Below are 17061 nucleotides of genomic sequence, written 5' to 3'. Positions count from 1 at the left end.
TCAGGCTTCCTCGTCCTCGCCGATCACAGCCGGTGGCACCGGGTCCGGGAGCCCGAACAGGTCGTCGGGATCGGGCCGGATCAGCACGCTCCGGTGCTCGACGTCGTCGTCGGTGCGCGACCCGGTCGGCGGCACCCCGTACGGCGCACCCCCGAGCCCGCCGGTCCCGCCCGCGACCGGCAGCGCGCCCCGGCGGCCCGGCTGGGCCGGGTCGGCAGCCGACGACGGTCCGCGCCCGAGCTGGTCGGCCGCATCCGGCCGCCCGCCGGTCGGCCCCGACCCGCCGCCGACCCGGCCCACGCCGCCACCGACACCGCCACCCACACCGCCGCCGGATCGGCCCGCGCCACCGGCGGCACCGCGACCGCTGCTCCCGCCACCACTTCCGGCACCGCGTCCCGTGGTGCTCCCGGGCCGGGCCGCCGAGAGGCCGCCGGTGCCGGGCGGAACCACGCCGGCGACCGGGGTGGGAGCGCCCGGGTGCCGGGTGGCGGGGTTCGCCTCGCCCGATCCGGGAGGCCGCGCGGGAGTGGCCAGGCTCGGGTTCGTCGTCCCCCTGCCGGGTGCGGCCGGCGTGCCGACGTGCCCGTCGCCCCGGGGCTCCGGCGGTGGCGCGACCTGGCCGGTGCCCGGGGTGCTGTGCTGAGGGACGCCCGGGTCGCCCGGGGTGGCGGCGGACCTGGTCGTCACGTCGGCCGGGGAGGACGTGCCGACGTGCCCGGTACCGCCCGGATCGCCGACCGGGATCGGCGGCACGCCCACCGGCAGCGGCGGGTACCGGGTCGGCATCCGGTTGCCGTTGGCGACGCTGTCCTCGTGGTAGACCTGGTAGTGGGCGACGTTGGCGGCGGCCTTCTCGTTGTACTGGGCGATCGCCCGGTCGGTGTCCGTGGTGAACGGGTTCACGTCGTTCACCAACCCGCTGCGCGGCGGCTCGGCGGGTACCGCCTCGACGGCGTTGCGGATGCGGGAGAACGAGTCGATCTGGCCGTGGAGCGAGTCGCGGATGGTCCGCAGCGACGACAGGGACTCCTGGAACGCCCGGTCGAGCGGCGCGGTGTGGGAGGTGGCCGCGTCGGCCGCACCGCCCCGCCAGGCCGCGTCGAGCTTGGCGACCAGCGCGCCGAGCCGACCACTCCGGTCGGAGTAGCTCGTCTCCAGCGCGGCCGTCAGCTCCTGCGCCGCGACCAGGTCACCGACGCCGTGCCCGCCGGTGATGCGCGTGTAAATCTGCTCGGCGGTCAGCGACCGGCCGCCGACGTCCGCCGCGAAATCCCCCGCGCGCACCTGGGCCATCGCCGACACCACCGCGCCGCCGGCCAGCGCCACCAATAACGGTACTACCACTACGCCCCCTTTTTCATCGTCGCGACGACCGCCGCCCCCACCTGGGCGGCCAGTTCGCAGACGTTCTTACCGCGCGGCAGGTGGTTGGCCGCGACGAACATGTACAAATCGTCCGTCACGCCGATGTTGAGCAGGCATTCGCCTCTTTCGCGCTCGTCTATCTTGTCCGCGAACAATGCCGGGTACCCGGTGACGTCCGTCGGTTCGAAGTACTTGAACACCGTCGGGTTCCGCGCGTGCTGCGCGTAGATCTCGGAGAGCCCGGCTTCCAACGCGGTCATGTAGCCGACGGCGACGCTGAACTGCCGGTCGGTCGTGAACCAGAGGCAGCCGGAGCTCGCGGCGTTGGTGGCCTTCCGGCCGGGTGTCGCCAGGTCCAGCGGACCGGCCCGCTCCGCGGGGATGGCCCGGCAGGCGTCGGCGACGTAGGGGTCGGGCGTCAGCGGTTCGGCGACCCTGGGCGCGCGGGTGCCCACCGGAGCCCCGGACCGCTCGGTGCTGGCGGGCGTCGTGCCCCCCGAACGGGCTCTGGGGGTGCCTTCGACCGGCCCTGCGCAGGACGCCAGAGGGAGGACCAGCACCACGGCGACCAGCGCGGCGATCGCGCGCCTCACGGGACGTCCTGTCGCCCGAACGTCGCGCGGGCGTCGTCGTCCCTCGCCACGTACTCGTCGCGACTGGCGGTCAGCGCGGCGACGTAGCCCCGGGTGAAGTCCGTCATCGCCGCGAGGTGCCGCCGGAACGAGCCCAGCGCGTCGGTCGCCTTCGCCGCCAGGTCCGCACTGGAGAATTCATCGCCCGGTCCGGTCACCCCGCGCAGGGACGTGAAGTGGTAATTCTCCATTGCCAGGCTTTCGGCGAGATCGGTCCACTCGGCGATGGCGGACTCTATTCCGGGCAGGTCGAAGGCGAAGCCCGGACCTCCGGCGGGGGATGTGAACACGACAGGGCAACTCCTCGGCGTCGAGGGACCTCCGGGTGCGAACGCCGAGCGTACTGCGCTGTTCGCGCGCCGCGCAACGCAGGAAATGCGTGATCAGGCGAAAGTTGGATCACCATCGCGGCGCACGTCGGCGATCATCCGCCGAATTGCGGGACAAACCCGAATGGGTTAACTCTTCCGGTGGAATTTCCGATTGTTTCTCGCTTCGCCCGGCCGGTGGTGCCCAGACTGCCGCCGGTGTGGAGCGCGAGGGCTCCGCGCGGTCCGGTACCGCGCCGACCAGTTCCGCCAGGTCGGCCCGGAGATCCAGGCGCTGCCCGGGGGAGCGGTGCGCGAACCCGGGCACCTCGGCCGCCGAGGTCGCCGCGCCCCAGCGCGCCGGCTCGGCCAGCGCGCGTCCGGCCCGGCCGAGCCGGAGGGCGGCGATGCCGCGCGGGCAGCGCGCCCAGCCATCACCCCGGCCGAGCTCGACCTGACGAACGGGCGTGGCTCTCCCCCTTTCTGCCGATCCGCGCAGTTCGCTACGGCAAGGGGTACGAACAGCCCAGTGGACAACCCATTCGGCCCATCCGAGACGCGAAATCGTCGCGCTCCGCTGACACGGCGAGGTGCCGCCCACCGGGAGCGGCTCGGTGACCCGGGCCCCGCTGCCGAGGTGCCACCGGGTGAGCAGCACCGCGTACAAGGTGATGGCGGTGCGGTCGTCCACGACCGCGACCAAGTGCGGCCGGCGCGGCCAGGTCGTGGGTGTCGACCAGTGTCAGACCCGGCGCGGGGTCGCTCGCGTCCCGCAGGACGGCCACCATCCGCCGTCGCTGCGGCCCGCCGGTCCGCCCGACCCCGTCAGCCGGCAAGTGCGCGCACGTGCACACCAGGTCAGGGGCGATGAGGAAACCGGCACCCACCACCAGCCCGTGCTCGTCCCGCACCCGCATGACAGCGGTCGGCAGCGCACGCGCCGACAACGCCGTGAACCCCCCTCGACGCCGAGCCCCCGCCGCCATTGTTCCGCCCGCCGATCGCCCGCACCGTCCCGGACGCGCGCACCCGGTCGCGGGCGCACCGACCCGGCTAGCATCCGAGGATGGTGGTCTACGCGCGGATCGAAGCCCGGATTCCCACCCGTGACCTGACCCGGGCCCGCCGCTGGTACGCCGAGAAGCTCGGCCTCGCACCGGTCGAGGAGCGCGACGGCGGCCTGCGCTACGAGGGCGCGGAAGGGGGCTTCTGCCTGTTCGCCTCGGCCGGGGCCGCCGACGGGTCGTTCACTCAGATGAGCTTCTCCGTCGACGACGTCGAAGCGGCGGTCGCCGACCTGCGCGCTCCCGGGGTGGTGTTCGAGGAGTACGACGGCGCGGTGGACGGGATCGTGGACGTCGAAGGCAACTACCCGAGCAGGGGGTGCGGCGAACGCGCTGCCTGGTTCCGCGACAGCGAGGGCAACCTGCTCGGCATCGCGGAACCGGTGCGCCGCCCGCCCGCCCGGTCGTGACCGGGGATCACTTCGCGCGCGGGTAGGTCTTCTGCACCTCACCCTTCAGGTTCGCCTGGAGGAACGCGCTGCCGTAGTCGTCGCCCAGGAACACCTTCATCGACGGGGTCCCGTCGATGATGCTGGTGTCCACGATCAGGTAGCGCAGGGTCGGCTGCGGGACGCCCAGCTCCTTGTCCGCCCGCTCGAACAGCGCGGGCAGGGCGTCCCAGTCGACCTCGTTCAGGTCGAGCACGGCGCGGTCGGCGTCCACCCCGTCCGGGCCCTGCCTGCTCGCCCTGCCCGCCTTGTACTCGAAGTTGTCGAAGCCGTGCGCGACCGCCGAGGTCGGCGCGGTCGCGGTCGCGCGCTCCGGCCACAGCGTCAGGTCCGACACCTTCGAGCCGCCCATCACCTCGCCGAGCGCACCGGCGGCCCTGCGCGCGCCGGCGGACGTGAGCAGGTTGTCCTGTGCCACTTCGGTCGCGCTGCCGGTCGCCGTGCCGGTGGTCGCGGTGCCGGTGGTCGGGCCGGTGGGCAGGACGACCTTCGGCCGGGTGGCCACCGTCGTGGTCGTCGAACCCGTGCCGGAGCCCGCCTGGTCGTCCCCGCCGGACATGCGGAGCACTATCGTCGTGGTCGCGGCGACCAGCACCACCCCGGCCAGCGATAGCACCACGGCACCCGTGCGCCTGCGCGTCGCCGGGATCGGGTAGGACTGCGGGTGGCTGTGGAAGTGTGGCTCGCCGAACGGGGCCGGTGTCGGTCCGGACTGCCACTGGGGGTGCCGCAGCGGCGGCAGGGGACCGCTCGCCGGACCCGGCACGGCGAACCCGGCAGGGGTGGGGGGACCGGTGAACGGGGCCAGGTCGCGCTCGGCCGCCGCGAAGAGCTGGTCGAGCACCTCGCCGCTCGGCCGCTCGGCCGGTTCGCTGCGCAGGGCCGCGTTCAGCGCGGGCGCGAGGGCTCCCGCCCGGCGCGGCGGCGGGACCGGCTCGGTCATCACCGCGGCGAGGGTCGCCATCGTGGTCGCGCGGCGCATCGGGTGGTTGCCCTCGACGGCCACGTACAGCAGCATCGCGAGCGACCAGAAGTCCGACGCGGTGTGCGTCTCGTCGCCGCGCAGCCGCTCCGGGGCGATGTACTCCGGGGACCCGATGACGTCGCCGGTCGCGGTGAGCTGGGTCGAGCCCTGGAGGGCGGCGATGCCGAAGTCGGTCAGCACGGCGCTGCCGTCCGTCCGCAGCAGCACGTTGCCCGGCTTGACGTCGCGGTGCATCACCCCGGCGGAGTGGGCCGAGCGCAGCGCCGCGAGCACGTCGCGCCCCACCCGGGCCGCCTCGGCCGGGGTGAGCACGCCGCCGTTGAGCCGCGCGTCCAACGACGTGCCGCGAACCAGCTCCATGACGATCCACGGGTACGGCGAATCGGGCGACTCGATGATCTGGTAGATCGACACGACGTTCGGGTGCTGCAACCGGGCGAGCGCGCGGGACTCGCGCAACACCCGCTCCCGGAGCTGGGCGGCCATCGTGGGGTTGCCCTCGATCTGGTCGGCGTCGGCCGGCCGGACCTCCTTGATGGCGACCTCGCGGTGCAACCCCAGGTCGAGGGCGCGCCAGACCGTCCCCATCCCGCCGCTGCCCAACCTCTCCAGCAGCTCGAACCGGCCGTCGAGGATTCGCCCGGTGTGCTCTCGCTCAGACACCGCGTCACGCTAGCAACCGACCGGCGGGCGGCGGTGAACCGGCGGCGAAGAAGTGATCCCGCTCAGTCCGCCGGGATCTCGACCGCGATCTCGTCACCGAGCCGGGCGTCGGAGAGCAGCTCCAGGTCGTCGCCGCTCCAGAAGCGGCCGGGGTCGTACCAGTTCGGGCTGCGGTCCGGTGGCAGCAGCCCCATCGCCTGGTAGGTCACCGCCACGACCTCGGCGCAGTACGCGGTCTCCAGCGCCGCGTCCGACCGCTTGCGCAGGGGGACGCGGCCACGCAGCCAGCGCGACGCGAGCCGGGCCGAGGAGGGGAACGGCATGCCGTTCATCCGCGCGACCGTGCGCAGGACGGCGTCTTCCGCCTCGCGGGTGACCGGGTGGTCGAGCTGGCGCAGCCAGGCGCGCTGCCCGTACTTCCGCGCCCACGTCAGGACGGCTTCGCGCAGGTCGTGCAACTGCGCGCCGCGCTGCTGCCGCCCGGACCACAGGTCGGGCAGCGAGCGGCCCAGCTCCGCGTGCCACATCAGCGGCGGCAGGTCGTCGATCACCACCGACATGCCGACGTGGTTGACCGGGCTGTTGGTCAACGCCTGGATCGCCCGGTCGGCGGCACTGCGACCGCGGAACACCCACACGTCGCCGGTCCGCGTCGCGTCGAGGGCCTCGTTCAAGGGGATACCCGCCACGGGCAGTAGCCTAGGCACATGCGTTGGTGGAAGCTCGCCGGCCTGGCCGCGTTCGTCGGAGTAGCCGCGACCGGGGCGGTGGTCGCACGCGCCGAACGCCGCCGCCGCGCCTACACCCCGGACCAGATCCGCGAACGCCTCCACGCCCGCCTGGCCGAGGCGGACCAGCCCCCGGACAGCCCGTCGTGATCGCGGCGGGCTCGTCCGTGCGACCGACCACCTGATCGTGCCCTCGGTGGGTGTCAGCAGGCCTTGACGATGGCCGAGTGGGACCTGGGGCTGAGGTCCTGGATTCGCACGGTCTTGTTGCCGGCGGGGACGTAGACCTGGTAGGTGCCGGGGGCGACCGGGTACCCGAAGTAGCTGCCCGCCGGGGCGGCCCCGGTTCCCGCGATGGTCCGGCCGTTGATGTGGATGGTGGTGGAGACCGCCTTGCCGCAGTTGTTGGAGATGTAGATCTTGCCCTTGGTCGCGGCGGTGGCGGAACCCGTGCCGAGGACGGAGATGAACAGACCTGCGGTGGCCAGTCCGGCGAGAACGCGTCGGGTGGTCGTCATGGTGCTCCTCTGGATGGTGTGGGGGGTCGGCCGCAAGATATCCGCCGGCACGCCCGCGCGCTGTCGGTCGAACGACCGACAGCGCCGCGAGGCGGTCGTCTCGCCGGTTCCCGGGCCACGCGCACCTCGGCGGTGCGGACCCGTCAGGCGATCCGGTAGGCGGCGGCACCGTTGTGCAGGAAGCGGGCGCGGCCGTGCTCGTCGGAGCCGACCAGGGACAGGACCTGGTGGCCGTCGGCCTTCGGTTCGGCGGTGATGATCGAGCTGTCGCCGAGCCGGACCACCTCGACGCGGTCCTCGGGCTTGCCGAGGAAGGACTCGGCGATCTCGTTGCGCGCGCGGTAGAGGAGGAACGCCCGGTCGTGCTCGCTGGTGAGGGTGATGTCGTACAAGGTGGAGCGGTAGGTGCCGCACAGGCGGTCCGCGTCGATCCCGGTCGGGTCCACCGGCGGCACGGGCAGGGGTGCCGTCTCGACGCCGGCGAGCTCCCCGAGCACTGAATCGAAGAGCTCGCGGGCCAGCGGCTCGCCGCCCGTGCTGTTGGTCAGCACGGCCACCGCCACCCCCGCCGACGGGACGATGCGCAGGAATGCCTTCTGCCCCTTGGCGACACCGGTGTGGCCGATGACGCCGTCCTGGTAGAGCATCCAGCCGAGCCCCCAGCCGATGATGCCGCCGCCGAAGTCCGGGACGGGTTCGACCTGGGGTTCGCGCAGCGCCACCAGCGCGGGGTCGGTGAGGTGCAGGCGGACGAACTCCAGCAGCTCGCGCGCGCTGATCGCGAGGTGCGAGCCGCTCGGCGTGGAGTAGTAGGACACCGCCCACTCCTTCGCCGGGACGACCTCCCCGCCGGTCTGCACGTGGCCGACCGCCGCGCGGTGCAGGATCGCTTCGTAGACGTCGGTAGCGGCGGTGCGCAGGCCCAGCGGGGCCACCAGGCGTTCGCGGAGCACGCTGTTGAAGGGCTTGCCGCGCAACACCTCCACCAGCCTGCCGAGCACCACGTACCCGCTGTTGGAGTAGGAGAAGACGGTGCCGGGCGGGAGGAGCTGGTCCACGTCGGCGAGGGTGGAGACGAACTTCTCGATCGCGTCGTCGTTGCGGCCGGTGTCGGTGAAGTGGTTGCCGTCGACACCGCCGGTGTGGGTGAGCAGGTGGCGCGCGGTCAGGGACCCGGTGGCGGCCGGGTCGCTCAGCCGGAAGCCGGGCAGGTGGTCCCGGACGGGGCGGTCGAGGTCCAGCACGCCGTCGTCGACCAGTTGCTGGATCAGCGTGGCCGTCCAGATCTTGGTGATCGAGCCGATCTTGAACACCGAGTCGGTCGTGGCCTCGACCCGCGTGCGCAGACTCAGCACACCGGCGGCCTCGTCCTGGATCTCTCCGTCGGCCAGCACCGCGACCTGCGCACCCGGTACGTCGTACTTCGTGACGAGCTCGCCCAGGTTCCACCCCATTCCGCCAGATTAGTGCGGTGCGGCACCGCCTTCACCCCCGGAGTGCCGACCTGCGGACCGGCGACGGGTCGGCCGGTGGGAAGAGGAGGTCGAGCTGGTCGTCCAGACCGCGCACCGCGTCGGCTGCGGTGTGGTAGCCGGAGGTGGTGTAGGCGGACAGGCCGGTGGCGAGGGCGAGCAGGGTGGTCGCCGTCGTCCGGGGGTCACGCCGGGGGTCCGTCCGGCCTTGCTGACCTGCCCGGGTGACGAGGTCGGTGAGCACCGGGTGCAGCTCGTCGGGACCTGCGGTGTGGGGTTGGGCGGCCAGGGCGGGATCGGTGAGCGCGAGTGCGGCGTAGGCGGCGTGGACGCGGTAGAGGTCGGCGCTGTCCTGGTCATGGGGCATCAGGTGGACCAGGATTGCCCGGACCTGCGCGACGGGGTCGGCCGGCTCGGGCAGCGCGGCCAGGGCGTGGCTCAACCTTCGGCTGATCCGGGCGCGCAGGTGGAGCAGGCCGCCGTGCAGGAGTTGTTGCTTGGTGGGGAAGTAGTACTGGACGAGGTTGACCGACACGCCGGCTTCGGCGGCGACCTCCCGGAAGCCGGTCGCGTGCAGGCCGTGGACGCGGGCGCACCGCACCAGGGCCCCGGCGAGTTCCTCGCGGCGTCGGTCGTGGTCCACGCGTTTGGGCATCGGCCCTCCTCCGTTTTATCGTACAACGGTACTATGAAAACCGGGTGGTCCCGTGTCGTCCGGTGATCCCGAGGGGGTGTCGAGTCGGTGGCAGGCCGTGCGGGTGCGTCGCCGCCCACGCCGATCCCGGGCCGGGTGTGGGCCGTCGCGGCGGTGACCGGCGTGGGCGCGTTGCTGGGGATGCTCGACTCGACGCTGGTCAACCTCGCCGTGGAGGCGGTGCGGGCGGATCTGGGTTCGTCGCTGCCGGTGGTGCAGTGGATCGTCACCGGGTACCTGGTGGCGTTGGTGGTGTCGCTCCCGGCGTCGGGCTGGCTGGGTGCCCGGTTCGGCCACGGCCGGGTGTGGGCGGTGTCCTTGGCGGCGTTCACGGTGGCGTCGGTGTGGTGCGCGCTGTCGCCGGGGGTGGAGTCGTTGGTGGCCGCACGGGTGGCGCAGGGCCTGGCCGCCGGGCTGATGGTGCCGGCCGGGCAGGCGGTGATCGGGTCCATCGCCGGCCGCGACCAGTTGGGGCGGCTGTTCGGCGTGCTCGGCCTGGTGCTCGCGCTGGGGCCCGCCGTGGGGCCGGCGGCCGGGGGACTGCTGTTGCAGGTGGCGTCGTGGCGCTGGCTGTTCTGGCTCACCGTCCCGATCGGACTGGCCACCCTGGTCCTGGCCCGTGGTCTGGTGCCCGGCGGGGAGAAGGACCCCGATCGCGCGCTGGACCGGCGGGGGTTGGCGCTGCTGGGAGTCGGGCTCCCGCTGGCGCTCTACGCGGCCACCGACCTCGGTGCCGGCGGGTTCACCGCTGCGGCCGTGGTCGCGGTCGGCGTGGGCGTGGTGCTGATCGCGGTGTTCGCGGTGGGGGCGGTGCGCACCGCGTCCCCGCTGATCGACCTGCGGCTGCTCGGAGTGCGCGGTTTCGCCGCGGCGACGCTCACCACCGGGTTCACCGGTGCGGCCACGTACGCGGGCCTGCTGGTGCTGCCGCTGTACCTGCACCTGGGGTTGGGTTGGGACAGCGTCGCGACGGGGACGGCGCTGCTGGCGATGGGGTTGGGCACCGCAGTGGCGCTGTACGTCGGCGGGGTGCTGACCGACCGCCGGGGGCCGGGTCCGGTCGCGGTGGCCGGAGCCGTGCTGCTGGTCGTCTCGACCGCGCCGTTCACGCTGCCGGGTCGGCTTCCCGACCCGGTGCTCATCGCGGTGCTGGTGATCAGGGGCGTGGGGTTGGCGTGGGCGCAGATGCCCGCCACCACCGCCGCCTACGCCGTGGTGGACCCGGGCCGGATCGGCGACGCGACCGCACTGGTCAACATCGTCCAGCGGGTCGGTGGTGCCCTCGGCGTGGCGGGCCTGGTGGTCGTGCTGACCCACGCGGCGGGCGGCTACGTCCCGGCGTTCGCCGTGCTGACCGGGCTGGCGGTACCGGCCGTGGTGACGTCGGCGTTGTTGTGGCGGGCCACCGTGCGACCGGTCGGCGTCTAACGCCTGTCTGGACGGGAACGGGATCTTCGTCCGCGCACCCGCCGACCGTCAGGACTGCCCGGTGGGGACACTGCGGGTCAGGCGGTCGCGCAGGGTGTCGGCGAAGTCCTCGGCGCGGTCCAGTTGGTCGCGCAGCCGGTCGATCTGCTCGACGGCGGCCTGCTCGTAGCCGCGCACGCGTTCCAACAGCGCTTCCCGTTCCCCGGCTCCGAGCACGCCGCCGCTGTCGAGGCGGTCGGTGACGTCGAGCAGGTCGCGCATCTGCTCCAGGGTGAAGCCCAGCGGTTTCATCCGGCGCACGACCGTCAGGCGGGCGACGTCGGCTTCGGTGTAGAGGCGGAAGCCGCCCCGGGACCGGGCGGAGGGCGTGACCAGGCCGGTTTGCTCGTAGTGGCGGATGGTGCGCAGGGACAGCCCGGTGCGCGCCGCGACTTCGCCGATCTGCATGTGCCCGTCGCCCACTGCGGTGTCCCTGCTCCCATCGCCGGCGGGACGTCCGACACACGCCGTGCAGATCTACCCTAACGTCAGGGTAGAGTCGCCCGAGGTGAGGGTGGCCGTCCGCCGCCGCGCCGCCGTGTCGGGGTCGGTGTCGCCTCCGGTCAGGAGTCGACTACCCCCAGGAGACGAGCGTGCGCGAGCCCGTGACGCCGGACGCCCCAGGCTGTCCGCCGTAAGACCCGGCCTCCGGCCACAAGCACCCGGCCTCCGGCCACAAGCACCCGGCCTCCGGCCACAAGCCCGGACGCCACCCGCGCCCACCTGACTCCCACTCGACAGGTACCTGCCTCCTTGTCCTCTCCCGGTTCCGCGCTGCCCCTGTCCGGACGCCTGCGCGCACTCGCACCCGACTGGCTGCGCGACCCCAAGGTCTGGCGCACCGAGATCCTGGCCGGTCTGGTCGTCGCGCTGGCGTTGATCCCCGAGGCGATCTCGTTCTCGATCATCGCCGGCGTCGACCCGGTCGTGGGGCTGTTCGCCTCGTTCACCATGGCCGTGGTGATCTCCGTGGTGGGCGGACGCCGCGCCATGATCTCGGCCGCGACCGGTGCCGTCGCCCTGGTCATCGCCCCCCTCAACCACGAGCACGGGCTGGGTCACCTCGTCGCCGCCGTCATCTTGGCCGGGGTGTTCCAGGTCGTGCTCGGCGCGCTCGGGGTGGCCCGGCTGATGCGCTTCATCCCCCGCTCGGTGATGGTCGGCTTCGTCAACGCCCTCGCCGTCCTGATCTTCCTGGCCCAGGTGCCGGAGCTGCGCGACGTCCCCTGGGCGGTCTACCCGCTGATCCTCGGCGGCCTGGCGCTGATGGTGTTCTTCCCGAAGATCACCACCGCGGTGCCCGCCCCGCTGGTCTCGATCGTGGTGCTGACCCTGATCACGGTCGGTGCGGGGATCGCCGTGCCGACCGTCGGCGACAAGGGCGCGCTGCCCTCCTCGCTGCCGGTGCCGGGCCTGCCGGACGTCCCGCTCACCCTGGACACGCTCGCCGTCATCGCCCCCTACGCCTTCGCCATGGCGCTGGTCGGGCTGATGGAGTCGCTGATGACCGCCAAGCTGGTCGACGACCTCACCGACACCCACTCCAACAAGACCCGCGAGTCCATCGGCCAGGGCATCGCCAACATCGTCACCGGCTTCTTCGGCGGCATGGGCGGCTGCGCCATGATCGGCCAGACCATGATCAACGTGAAGGTCTCCGGTGCCCGCACCCGCCTGTCGACGTTCCTGGCCGGCGCGTTCCTGATGGTGCTGTGCATCGTGTTCGGGCCGATCGTCTCCGACATCCCGATGGCCGCGCTGGTCGCCGTCATGGTCATGGTGTCGTTCGCGACGTTCGACTGGCACTCCGTCGCCCCCAGGACACTGCGCCGCATGCCGCTCGGAGAGATCGTCGTCATGTTCACCACGGTCGTCTGCGTGGTGACCACCCACAACCTCGCCATCGGCGTGGTCGTCGGCTCGGTCACCGCCATGGTCGTCTTCGCCAGGCGCGTCGCCCACCTCGCCGAGGTCACCGCCGTCACCGACCCCGACGGCACCACCGTGGTCTACCGGGTCACCGGCGAGCTGTTCTTCGCCTCCTCCAACGACCTCGTCGGCCAGTTCGACTACACCGGCGACCCACCCCACGTCGTCGTCGACCTGAGCGCGGCCCACATCTGGGACGCCTCCTCCGTCGCCGCGCTGGACGCCATCGAGACCAAGTACGCCCAGCGCGGCAAAACCGTCGAGATCATCGGGCTCAACCCGCCCAGCGCCCGCCTGCACGGCAGGCTGAGCGGCGAACTCACCGCCGGCCACTGACCGGGCAGTACCGGACGAGTGTGTGCGGTTGGTGATCCCCAGGACACAGCTCACCTCTCGGCCGGCCCGCTGCCCGCACTCGCGTGCCGCACCGAATCGCGTCACCGGCCACGGCCGACATGAACGCCCCCGATCAGCCTGGTACCGCTGGGCGACCGACTGTTCTTCGCCGACGGTTACGGCGTGCACAACCCGGGCATCGGGCTGCGCTCGCTTTCCACGAGGCCGGACTGGCGACCCCTCCCCGCACTCCGGTGCGCCGATTGGGGTCGGGTCGAGTGGGTAAGCCCTGTGCATGGCTCCCACGACGTTGACCGCGCTCGCGCCGACTTGTTCCCCCAAGTCCTCGCCCGAGCCGCCGAGCGCCGACGAGCTCGCCCGGCAGGTGCTCGACGAACCGGCCGCGCACGGGGTGGCCGGACACGGTGTCGGTCGTCGACGGCTACCTCTACGTCACCGCCGACCAGCTCCACCGCCAAGCCCCAGTACCAGGGCGGCAGGACCGCAGGCACAAGCCGTGCCACCTGTTCCGCGTGCCGATCGACGCCGGACCCGTTCAACTCCGGTGACACCACGAGCCGAGGAGTGATCCGCTTGACCACCACGACGACGCCGATGCTGGAGGCCTACCCAGCCGGGATCAACCTGGACCGCGGCAAGCTGGCCGCGACGATCGACGCGCTGATCGCCTGCGCCCAGGCGTGCACGGCGTGCGCGGACGCCTGCCTGAGCGAGAGTTCGGTGGCGGAGCTGACCAAGTGCGTGCGCACGGACCTGGACTGCGCCGACATCTGCTCCACTACCGCACGGGTGCTGTCGCGGCACACCGGTTACGACGCCAACATCAGCCGGTCGCTGCTGGAGGCGTGCGCGACGGTGTGCAAGTCCTGCGCGGCCGAGTGCGAGGGCCACGCGAACATGCACGAGCACTGCCGCATCTGCGCCGAGGCGTGCCGCAACTGCGAACAGGCGTGTCGGGACCTGCTGGCCACCATCAGTTGACGGAGGTTCGCGAGAGGGTCGCCCACGCCGGGGGAGAAGGTGCACGTCACACACGGCGAGGAGATCCCGAAGTGCCCAACGGGCACAGCGAGTTCGAACGTCGTACCCGCTGATCGAGCTGGTGCGCGAGATCCGCCGCCACATCAAGGACGAGGGCCTGCTGCCCCGCCGCGCCGCCCGGCCGAGGGCCTCCAGGAGTCGGGGGCGAGGTGATCACGGCCAAGGAGTTCGCGTTTACCCGAAGCGGGTGCCATCCCGCCCTCCATCCGGGGTGGTGGCGTTTCGCCGCCGATCGCGCGGGAAGCCGTCCAGGGACGGCGACGGAGGAGACGACATGAAAGCTGTGGTGTGGCACGGGACCGGGGACATCCGGTTGGAGGAGGTGCCCGACCCGAAGATCCTGGAACCGAGCGACGCGATCGTGCGGATCACGCGCAGCGCGATCTGCGGTACCGACCTGCACCTGGTGCGCGGCACGATGCCCGGCATGGTCGAGGGCACGGTCCTCGGGCACGAGGCGGTCGGCGTCGTCGAGGAGGTCGGGCCCGCCGTACGTGGGTTCACCCCGGGTGACCGGGTCGTGGTGACCTCCACGATCGGGTGCGGCACCTGTTCCTACTGCCGGGCGGGGTACTACGCGCAGTGCGACACGGCGAACCCGAACGGACCGTCGGCGGGCACGTCGTTCTTCGGCGGGCCGGAGACGACCGGGCCGGTGGACGGGTTGCAGGCGGAGTACGCGCGGGTGCCGTTCGCGATGACGACTCTGGTGCGCATCCCCGACGCGGTCAGCGACGACCAGGCGATCCTGCTGTCCGACATCTTCCCCACCGCCTGGTTCGGCGCGCGGCTGGCCGAGGTCGGCAAGGGCGACAGCGTCCTGGTGCTGGGCGCGGGTGCGGTGGGGCAGTTCGCGATCGCCTCGGCCAAGCGGCAGGGTGCCGGGCGGGTGTTCGTGGTCGACGGCATCGCCTCGCGGCTGGACAAGGCGCGCGAGCAGAACGCCGAGACGGTCGACTTCAACCACGAGGACCCCGTCGCGCTGGTCAAGGAACTGACCGGCGGCATCGGCGTGGACCGCGTCATCGAAGCGGTGGGCGTGGACGCCCAGCGCCCCAGGACCGGTCCCGCCGCCGAGCAGGCCGGACAGCAGGCGGACCAGTTCGAGCGGGAACGGCGGCAGGCCGCCCCCGACGCCGACCCCGACGGGGACCAGTGGGTACCCGGCGACTCGCCCAGCCAGGCCCTGCGGTGGGCGGTGCAGGCGGTGGCCAAGGCGGGCAGCATCGGGATCATCGGCGTCTACCCACCCGGTTTCAGCGGCTTCCCCATCGGGGAGGCGATGAACAAGAACCTCACCCTGCGGATGGGCAACTGCAACCACCGCCGCTACCTGCCCGAACTGCTCGACCTCGTGGTCGGCGGCGTGGTGGACCCCACCGCGTTCATCACCCGGCACGAACAGCCGGTCGACGCGGTCGAGGCCTACGAGACCTTCGACCGGCGTGAAGAGGGCTGGCTCAAGACCGTCCTGGACGTCGCATGAGCGCCACCGTCGCGGACGCACTGGTCCGACGCCTGCGGACCTGGGGCGTGCCCAGGGTTTTCGGCTACGCGGGCGACGGCATCGACCCGATCCTGGCCGCCCTGCACCGGGCCGGCGGCGATCCGGAGTTCGTGCCGTCGCGGCACGAGGAGATGTCCGCGTTCATGGCCACCGGGCACGCCAAGTACACCGGTCAGGTCGGCGTGTGCCTGGCCACCCAGGGACCCGGTGCGATCCACCTGCTCAACGGGCTCTACGACGCCAAGCTCGACCGCCGGCCGGTGGTGGCGATCGTCGGGCAGATCGTGTCCACCGCGCTGGGGACGGGCTACCTGCAAGAAGTGGACCTGCACTCGCTGTTCAAGGACGTCTGCGGCCAGTACCTGCAAACGGTGTCCTCGCCCGAGCAGTTGCCGGTCCTGCTGGACAACGCGATGCGCACCGCGATCTCCGAACGGGTGCCGACGTGCCTGATCGTGCCGCACGACGTGCAGCGGGCCGACGCGGTGGAGGAACTGCCGCACACCCACGGCGTGGTGCCCTCCTCGGCCGTCGTGGCCCGGCCCCGGGTGCTGCCGCGCACCGACGACCTGCGCCGCGCCGCCGACGTGCTCAACGCCGGCCGGAAGGTCGCGCTGCTGGTCGGGCGCGGCGCGGCCGGCGTGGAGCACGAGATCGCCCGGGTGGTCGACGCGCTGGGCGCGGGAGTGACGGCGTCGCTGGTCGGGAAGCCGGTGCTCTCCGAGGACGCGACCTGGCACACCGGGGTCATGGGCCACCTGGGCACCACCGCCTCGGCCGAGTTGATGTCCGGCTGCGACACGCTGCTCATCGTGGGCAGCAACGACCCGTGGACCGAGTTCTACCCGGAGCCGGGCCAGGCGCGCGCCGTGCAGATCGACATCGAGGCGCGCGTGGTCGGCAGCAAGTACCCCGTCGAAGTCCCACTGGTGGGTGACGCCACCGAGACGCTGCGGGAGCTGCTGCCGCTGCTCCGCCGCAACCCCGACCGCCGGTGGGAACAGCGGGTGGCCACCTCCGTGGCCCGGTGGCGGCGGATCGCCGGGGAACGCGCCCAGGCCCCCGCCGACCCGCTCAACCCGGAACTGGTGGTGCACGCCCTGTCCGGGCACCTGCCACGCGACGTGCGCGTGGCGGTCGACGTCGGCTCGGCCACCTACTGGTTCGCCCGCCACCTGGCGCTGCCGGTCGGCGCGCCCGCGCACACCTCCAGCTACCTGGCGTCGATGGGCTGCGCCCTGCCCTACGGCCTGGCCGCGAAGCTGGACGCGCCGGACCGGCCGGTCGTCGCCCTGGTGGGTGACGGCGCGATGCAGATGAACGGCCTGCTGGAGCTGATCACCGTCGCCGACCGGTGGCGCACCTGGGCCGACCCCCGGTTCGTGGTGCTGGTACTGCACAACCGCGACCTCAACGAGGTCACCTGGGAGCAGCGCGAGATGGAGGGTGACCCGCGCTTCGCCGTCTCGCAGCGCGTGCCGGACTTCCCCTACGCCGCCTACGCCGAGCTGCTCGGGCTGCGCGGCATCCGGGTCGACGCACCCGAGCAGGTGGACGAGGCGTGGCACGAGGCGTTCCACGCCGACCGGCCGGTGGTCGTGGAGGCGATCGTGGACCCGGCCGTGCCGTTGCTCGCGCCGCACCTGCCCGAGGAGAAGGTGGACATGATCCACCAAGGGCTGGACCAGGAACCCGAGGGCGACGCGGAGCGGGAGCACCTCCGGCGGCAACGCGCCGAGGAAGGACACCGGCCGTGAGTGGTGGGGGGGGGGGGGGGGCCCCCCCCCCCCCCCCCCCCCCCCCCCCCCCCCCCCCCCCCCCCCCCGGGGCCGCCCCCCCCCCCCCCCCGCCCGGCGGGGCCCCCCCCCCCCCCCCGGGC

General features: G+C 72.7%; 18 protein-coding genes. 8 read left to right on the top strand and 10 right to left on the bottom strand.

Annotated elements, in window-relative coordinates:
- The 4 genes from AB0G01_RS19840 to AB0G01_RS19825 all read right to left on the bottom strand — a co-directional run bounded on the left by AB0G01_RS19840 (nucleotide 1) and on the right by AB0G01_RS19825 (nucleotide 2999).
- Complete coding sequence (locus AB0G01_RS19840) at nucleotides 1-1347, bottom strand: hypothetical protein (protein WP_360947443.1); 1347 nt, start codon at nucleotides 1345-1347, stop codon at nucleotides 1-3.
- Nucleotides 1347-1961, bottom strand: a complete 615-nt coding sequence (locus AB0G01_RS19835; RefSeq protein ID WP_360947441.1) for a DUF3558 domain-containing protein — start codon at nucleotides 1959-1961, stop codon at nucleotides 1347-1349. Before AB0G01_RS19835 ends, AB0G01_RS19840 begins: the two co-directional genes overlap by 1 nt.
- A complete protein-coding gene (locus AB0G01_RS19830; RefSeq protein WP_360947439.1) occupies nucleotides 1958-2290 on the bottom strand; it encodes a hypothetical protein in 333 nt (110 codons plus the stop codon). The genes AB0G01_RS19835 and AB0G01_RS19830 overlap by 4 nt, the downstream gene beginning before the upstream one ends.
- A gap of 109 nt (nucleotides 2291-2399) precedes the next feature.
- Complete coding sequence (locus AB0G01_RS19825) at nucleotides 2400-2999, bottom strand: hypothetical protein (protein ID WP_360947437.1); 600 nt, start codon at nucleotides 2997-2999, stop codon at nucleotides 2400-2402.
- A 375-nt stretch (nucleotides 3000-3374) separates the two neighbouring features.
- Between AB0G01_RS19825 and AB0G01_RS19820 the strand changes: the two genes are divergently transcribed.
- Nucleotides 3375-3782: a VOC family protein gene (locus AB0G01_RS19820; RefSeq protein ID WP_360947435.1), complete on the top strand. Its 408-nt coding sequence runs from the start codon at nucleotides 3375-3377 to the stop codon at nucleotides 3780-3782.
- A gap of 7 nt (nucleotides 3783-3789) precedes the next feature.
- Here the strand turns inward: AB0G01_RS19820 and AB0G01_RS19815 are convergent, their stop codons facing one another.
- Nucleotides 3790-5469 carry a serine/threonine-protein kinase gene (locus tag AB0G01_RS19815; RefSeq protein WP_360947433.1) on the bottom strand — a complete coding sequence of 560 codons (1680 nt, stop codon included), beginning with the start codon at nucleotides 5467-5469 and terminating at the stop codon, nucleotides 3790-3792.
- Nucleotides 5470-5531: 62 nt separating this feature from the next.
- Nucleotides 5532-6158 carry a hypothetical protein gene (locus tag AB0G01_RS19810; RefSeq protein ID WP_360947431.1) on the bottom strand — a complete coding sequence of 209 codons (627 nt, stop codon included), beginning with the start codon at nucleotides 6156-6158 and terminating at the stop codon, nucleotides 5532-5534.
- A gap of 18 nt (nucleotides 6159-6176) precedes the next feature.
- On the opposite strand from AB0G01_RS19810, the gene AB0G01_RS19805 reads away from it, so the two are divergent.
- The gene (locus AB0G01_RS19805) at nucleotides 6177-6347 is read left to right on the top strand and encodes a hypothetical protein (RefSeq protein ID WP_360947429.1); all 171 of its coding nucleotides are present in this window, start codon (nucleotides 6177-6179) and stop codon (nucleotides 6345-6347) included.
- Between the two features lie 53 nt (nucleotides 6348-6400).
- On the opposite strand, the gene AB0G01_RS19800 is transcribed toward AB0G01_RS19805, so the two are convergent.
- From AB0G01_RS19800 to AB0G01_RS19790, 3 genes are all read right to left on the bottom strand, one after another.
- Nucleotides 6401-6715 carry a hypothetical protein gene (locus AB0G01_RS19800; protein ID WP_360947427.1) on the bottom strand — a complete coding sequence of 105 codons (315 nt, stop codon included), beginning with the start codon at nucleotides 6713-6715 and terminating at the stop codon, nucleotides 6401-6403.
- 143 nt (nucleotides 6716-6858) lie between these two features.
- A complete protein-coding gene (locus tag AB0G01_RS19795; RefSeq protein ID WP_360947425.1) occupies nucleotides 6859-8169 on the bottom strand; it encodes a serine hydrolase domain-containing protein in 1311 nt (436 codons plus the stop codon).
- A 31-nt stretch (nucleotides 8170-8200) separates the two neighbouring features.
- The gene (locus tag AB0G01_RS19790; RefSeq protein ID WP_360947423.1) at nucleotides 8201-8842 is read right to left on the bottom strand and encodes a TetR/AcrR family transcriptional regulator; all 642 of its coding nucleotides are present in this window, start codon (nucleotides 8840-8842) and stop codon (nucleotides 8201-8203) included.
- An 87-nt stretch (nucleotides 8843-8929) separates the two neighbouring features.
- Here AB0G01_RS19790 and AB0G01_RS19785 point away from each other — a divergent pair, with 87 nt between their 5' ends.
- The gene (locus tag AB0G01_RS19785; RefSeq protein ID WP_360947421.1) at nucleotides 8930-10309 is read left to right on the top strand and encodes a DHA2 family efflux MFS transporter permease subunit; all 1380 of its coding nucleotides are present in this window, start codon (nucleotides 8930-8932) and stop codon (nucleotides 10307-10309) included.
- A gap of 48 nt (nucleotides 10310-10357) precedes the next feature.
- On the opposite strand, the gene AB0G01_RS19780 is transcribed toward AB0G01_RS19785, so the two are convergent.
- Nucleotides 10358-10756, bottom strand: a complete 399-nt coding sequence (locus AB0G01_RS19780) for a MerR family transcriptional regulator (RefSeq protein ID WP_360948128.1) — start codon at nucleotides 10754-10756, stop codon at nucleotides 10358-10360.
- A 345-nt stretch (nucleotides 10757-11101) separates the two neighbouring features.
- Here AB0G01_RS19780 and AB0G01_RS19775 point away from each other — a divergent pair, with 345 nt between their 5' ends.
- From AB0G01_RS19775 to AB0G01_RS19755, 5 genes are all read left to right on the top strand, one after another.
- Nucleotides 11102-12613 (top strand): SulP family inorganic anion transporter, encoded by a 1512-nt coding sequence (locus tag AB0G01_RS19775; RefSeq protein WP_360947419.1) that lies wholly within the window; start codon nucleotides 11102-11104, stop codon nucleotides 12611-12613.
- Nucleotides 12614-13038: 425 nt separating this feature from the next.
- Nucleotides 13039-13182, top strand: coding sequence for a hypothetical protein (locus AB0G01_RS19770; RefSeq protein WP_360947417.1), 144 nt, complete (start codon nucleotides 13039-13041; stop codon nucleotides 13180-13182).
- Between the two features lie 25 nt (nucleotides 13183-13207).
- Nucleotides 13208-13615, top strand: coding sequence for a four-helix bundle copper-binding protein (locus tag AB0G01_RS19765; RefSeq protein ID WP_360947415.1), 408 nt, complete (start codon nucleotides 13208-13210; stop codon nucleotides 13613-13615).
- A 334-nt stretch (nucleotides 13616-13949) separates the two neighbouring features.
- Nucleotides 13950-15161, top strand: coding sequence for a zinc-dependent alcohol dehydrogenase (locus tag AB0G01_RS19760; protein WP_360947413.1), 1212 nt, complete (start codon nucleotides 13950-13952; stop codon nucleotides 15159-15161).
- Entirely contained in the window at nucleotides 15158-16939 is a 1782-nt protein-coding gene (locus AB0G01_RS19755; RefSeq protein ID WP_360947411.1) for a thiamine pyrophosphate-requiring protein, read from the top strand. The genes AB0G01_RS19760 and AB0G01_RS19755 overlap by 4 nt, the downstream gene beginning before the upstream one ends.
- Nucleotides 16940-17061 lie beyond the last annotated feature (122 nt).

Source organism: Actinosynnema sp. NPDC023587, assembly GCF_040640215.1.
In the GTDB taxonomy this organism is placed as follows: domain Bacteria; phylum Actinomycetota; class Actinomycetes; order Mycobacteriales; family Pseudonocardiaceae; genus Actinosynnema.
Note: the sequence above shows the minus strand (reverse complement) of the source record. Positions and strands in the feature narration are given on the sequence as shown.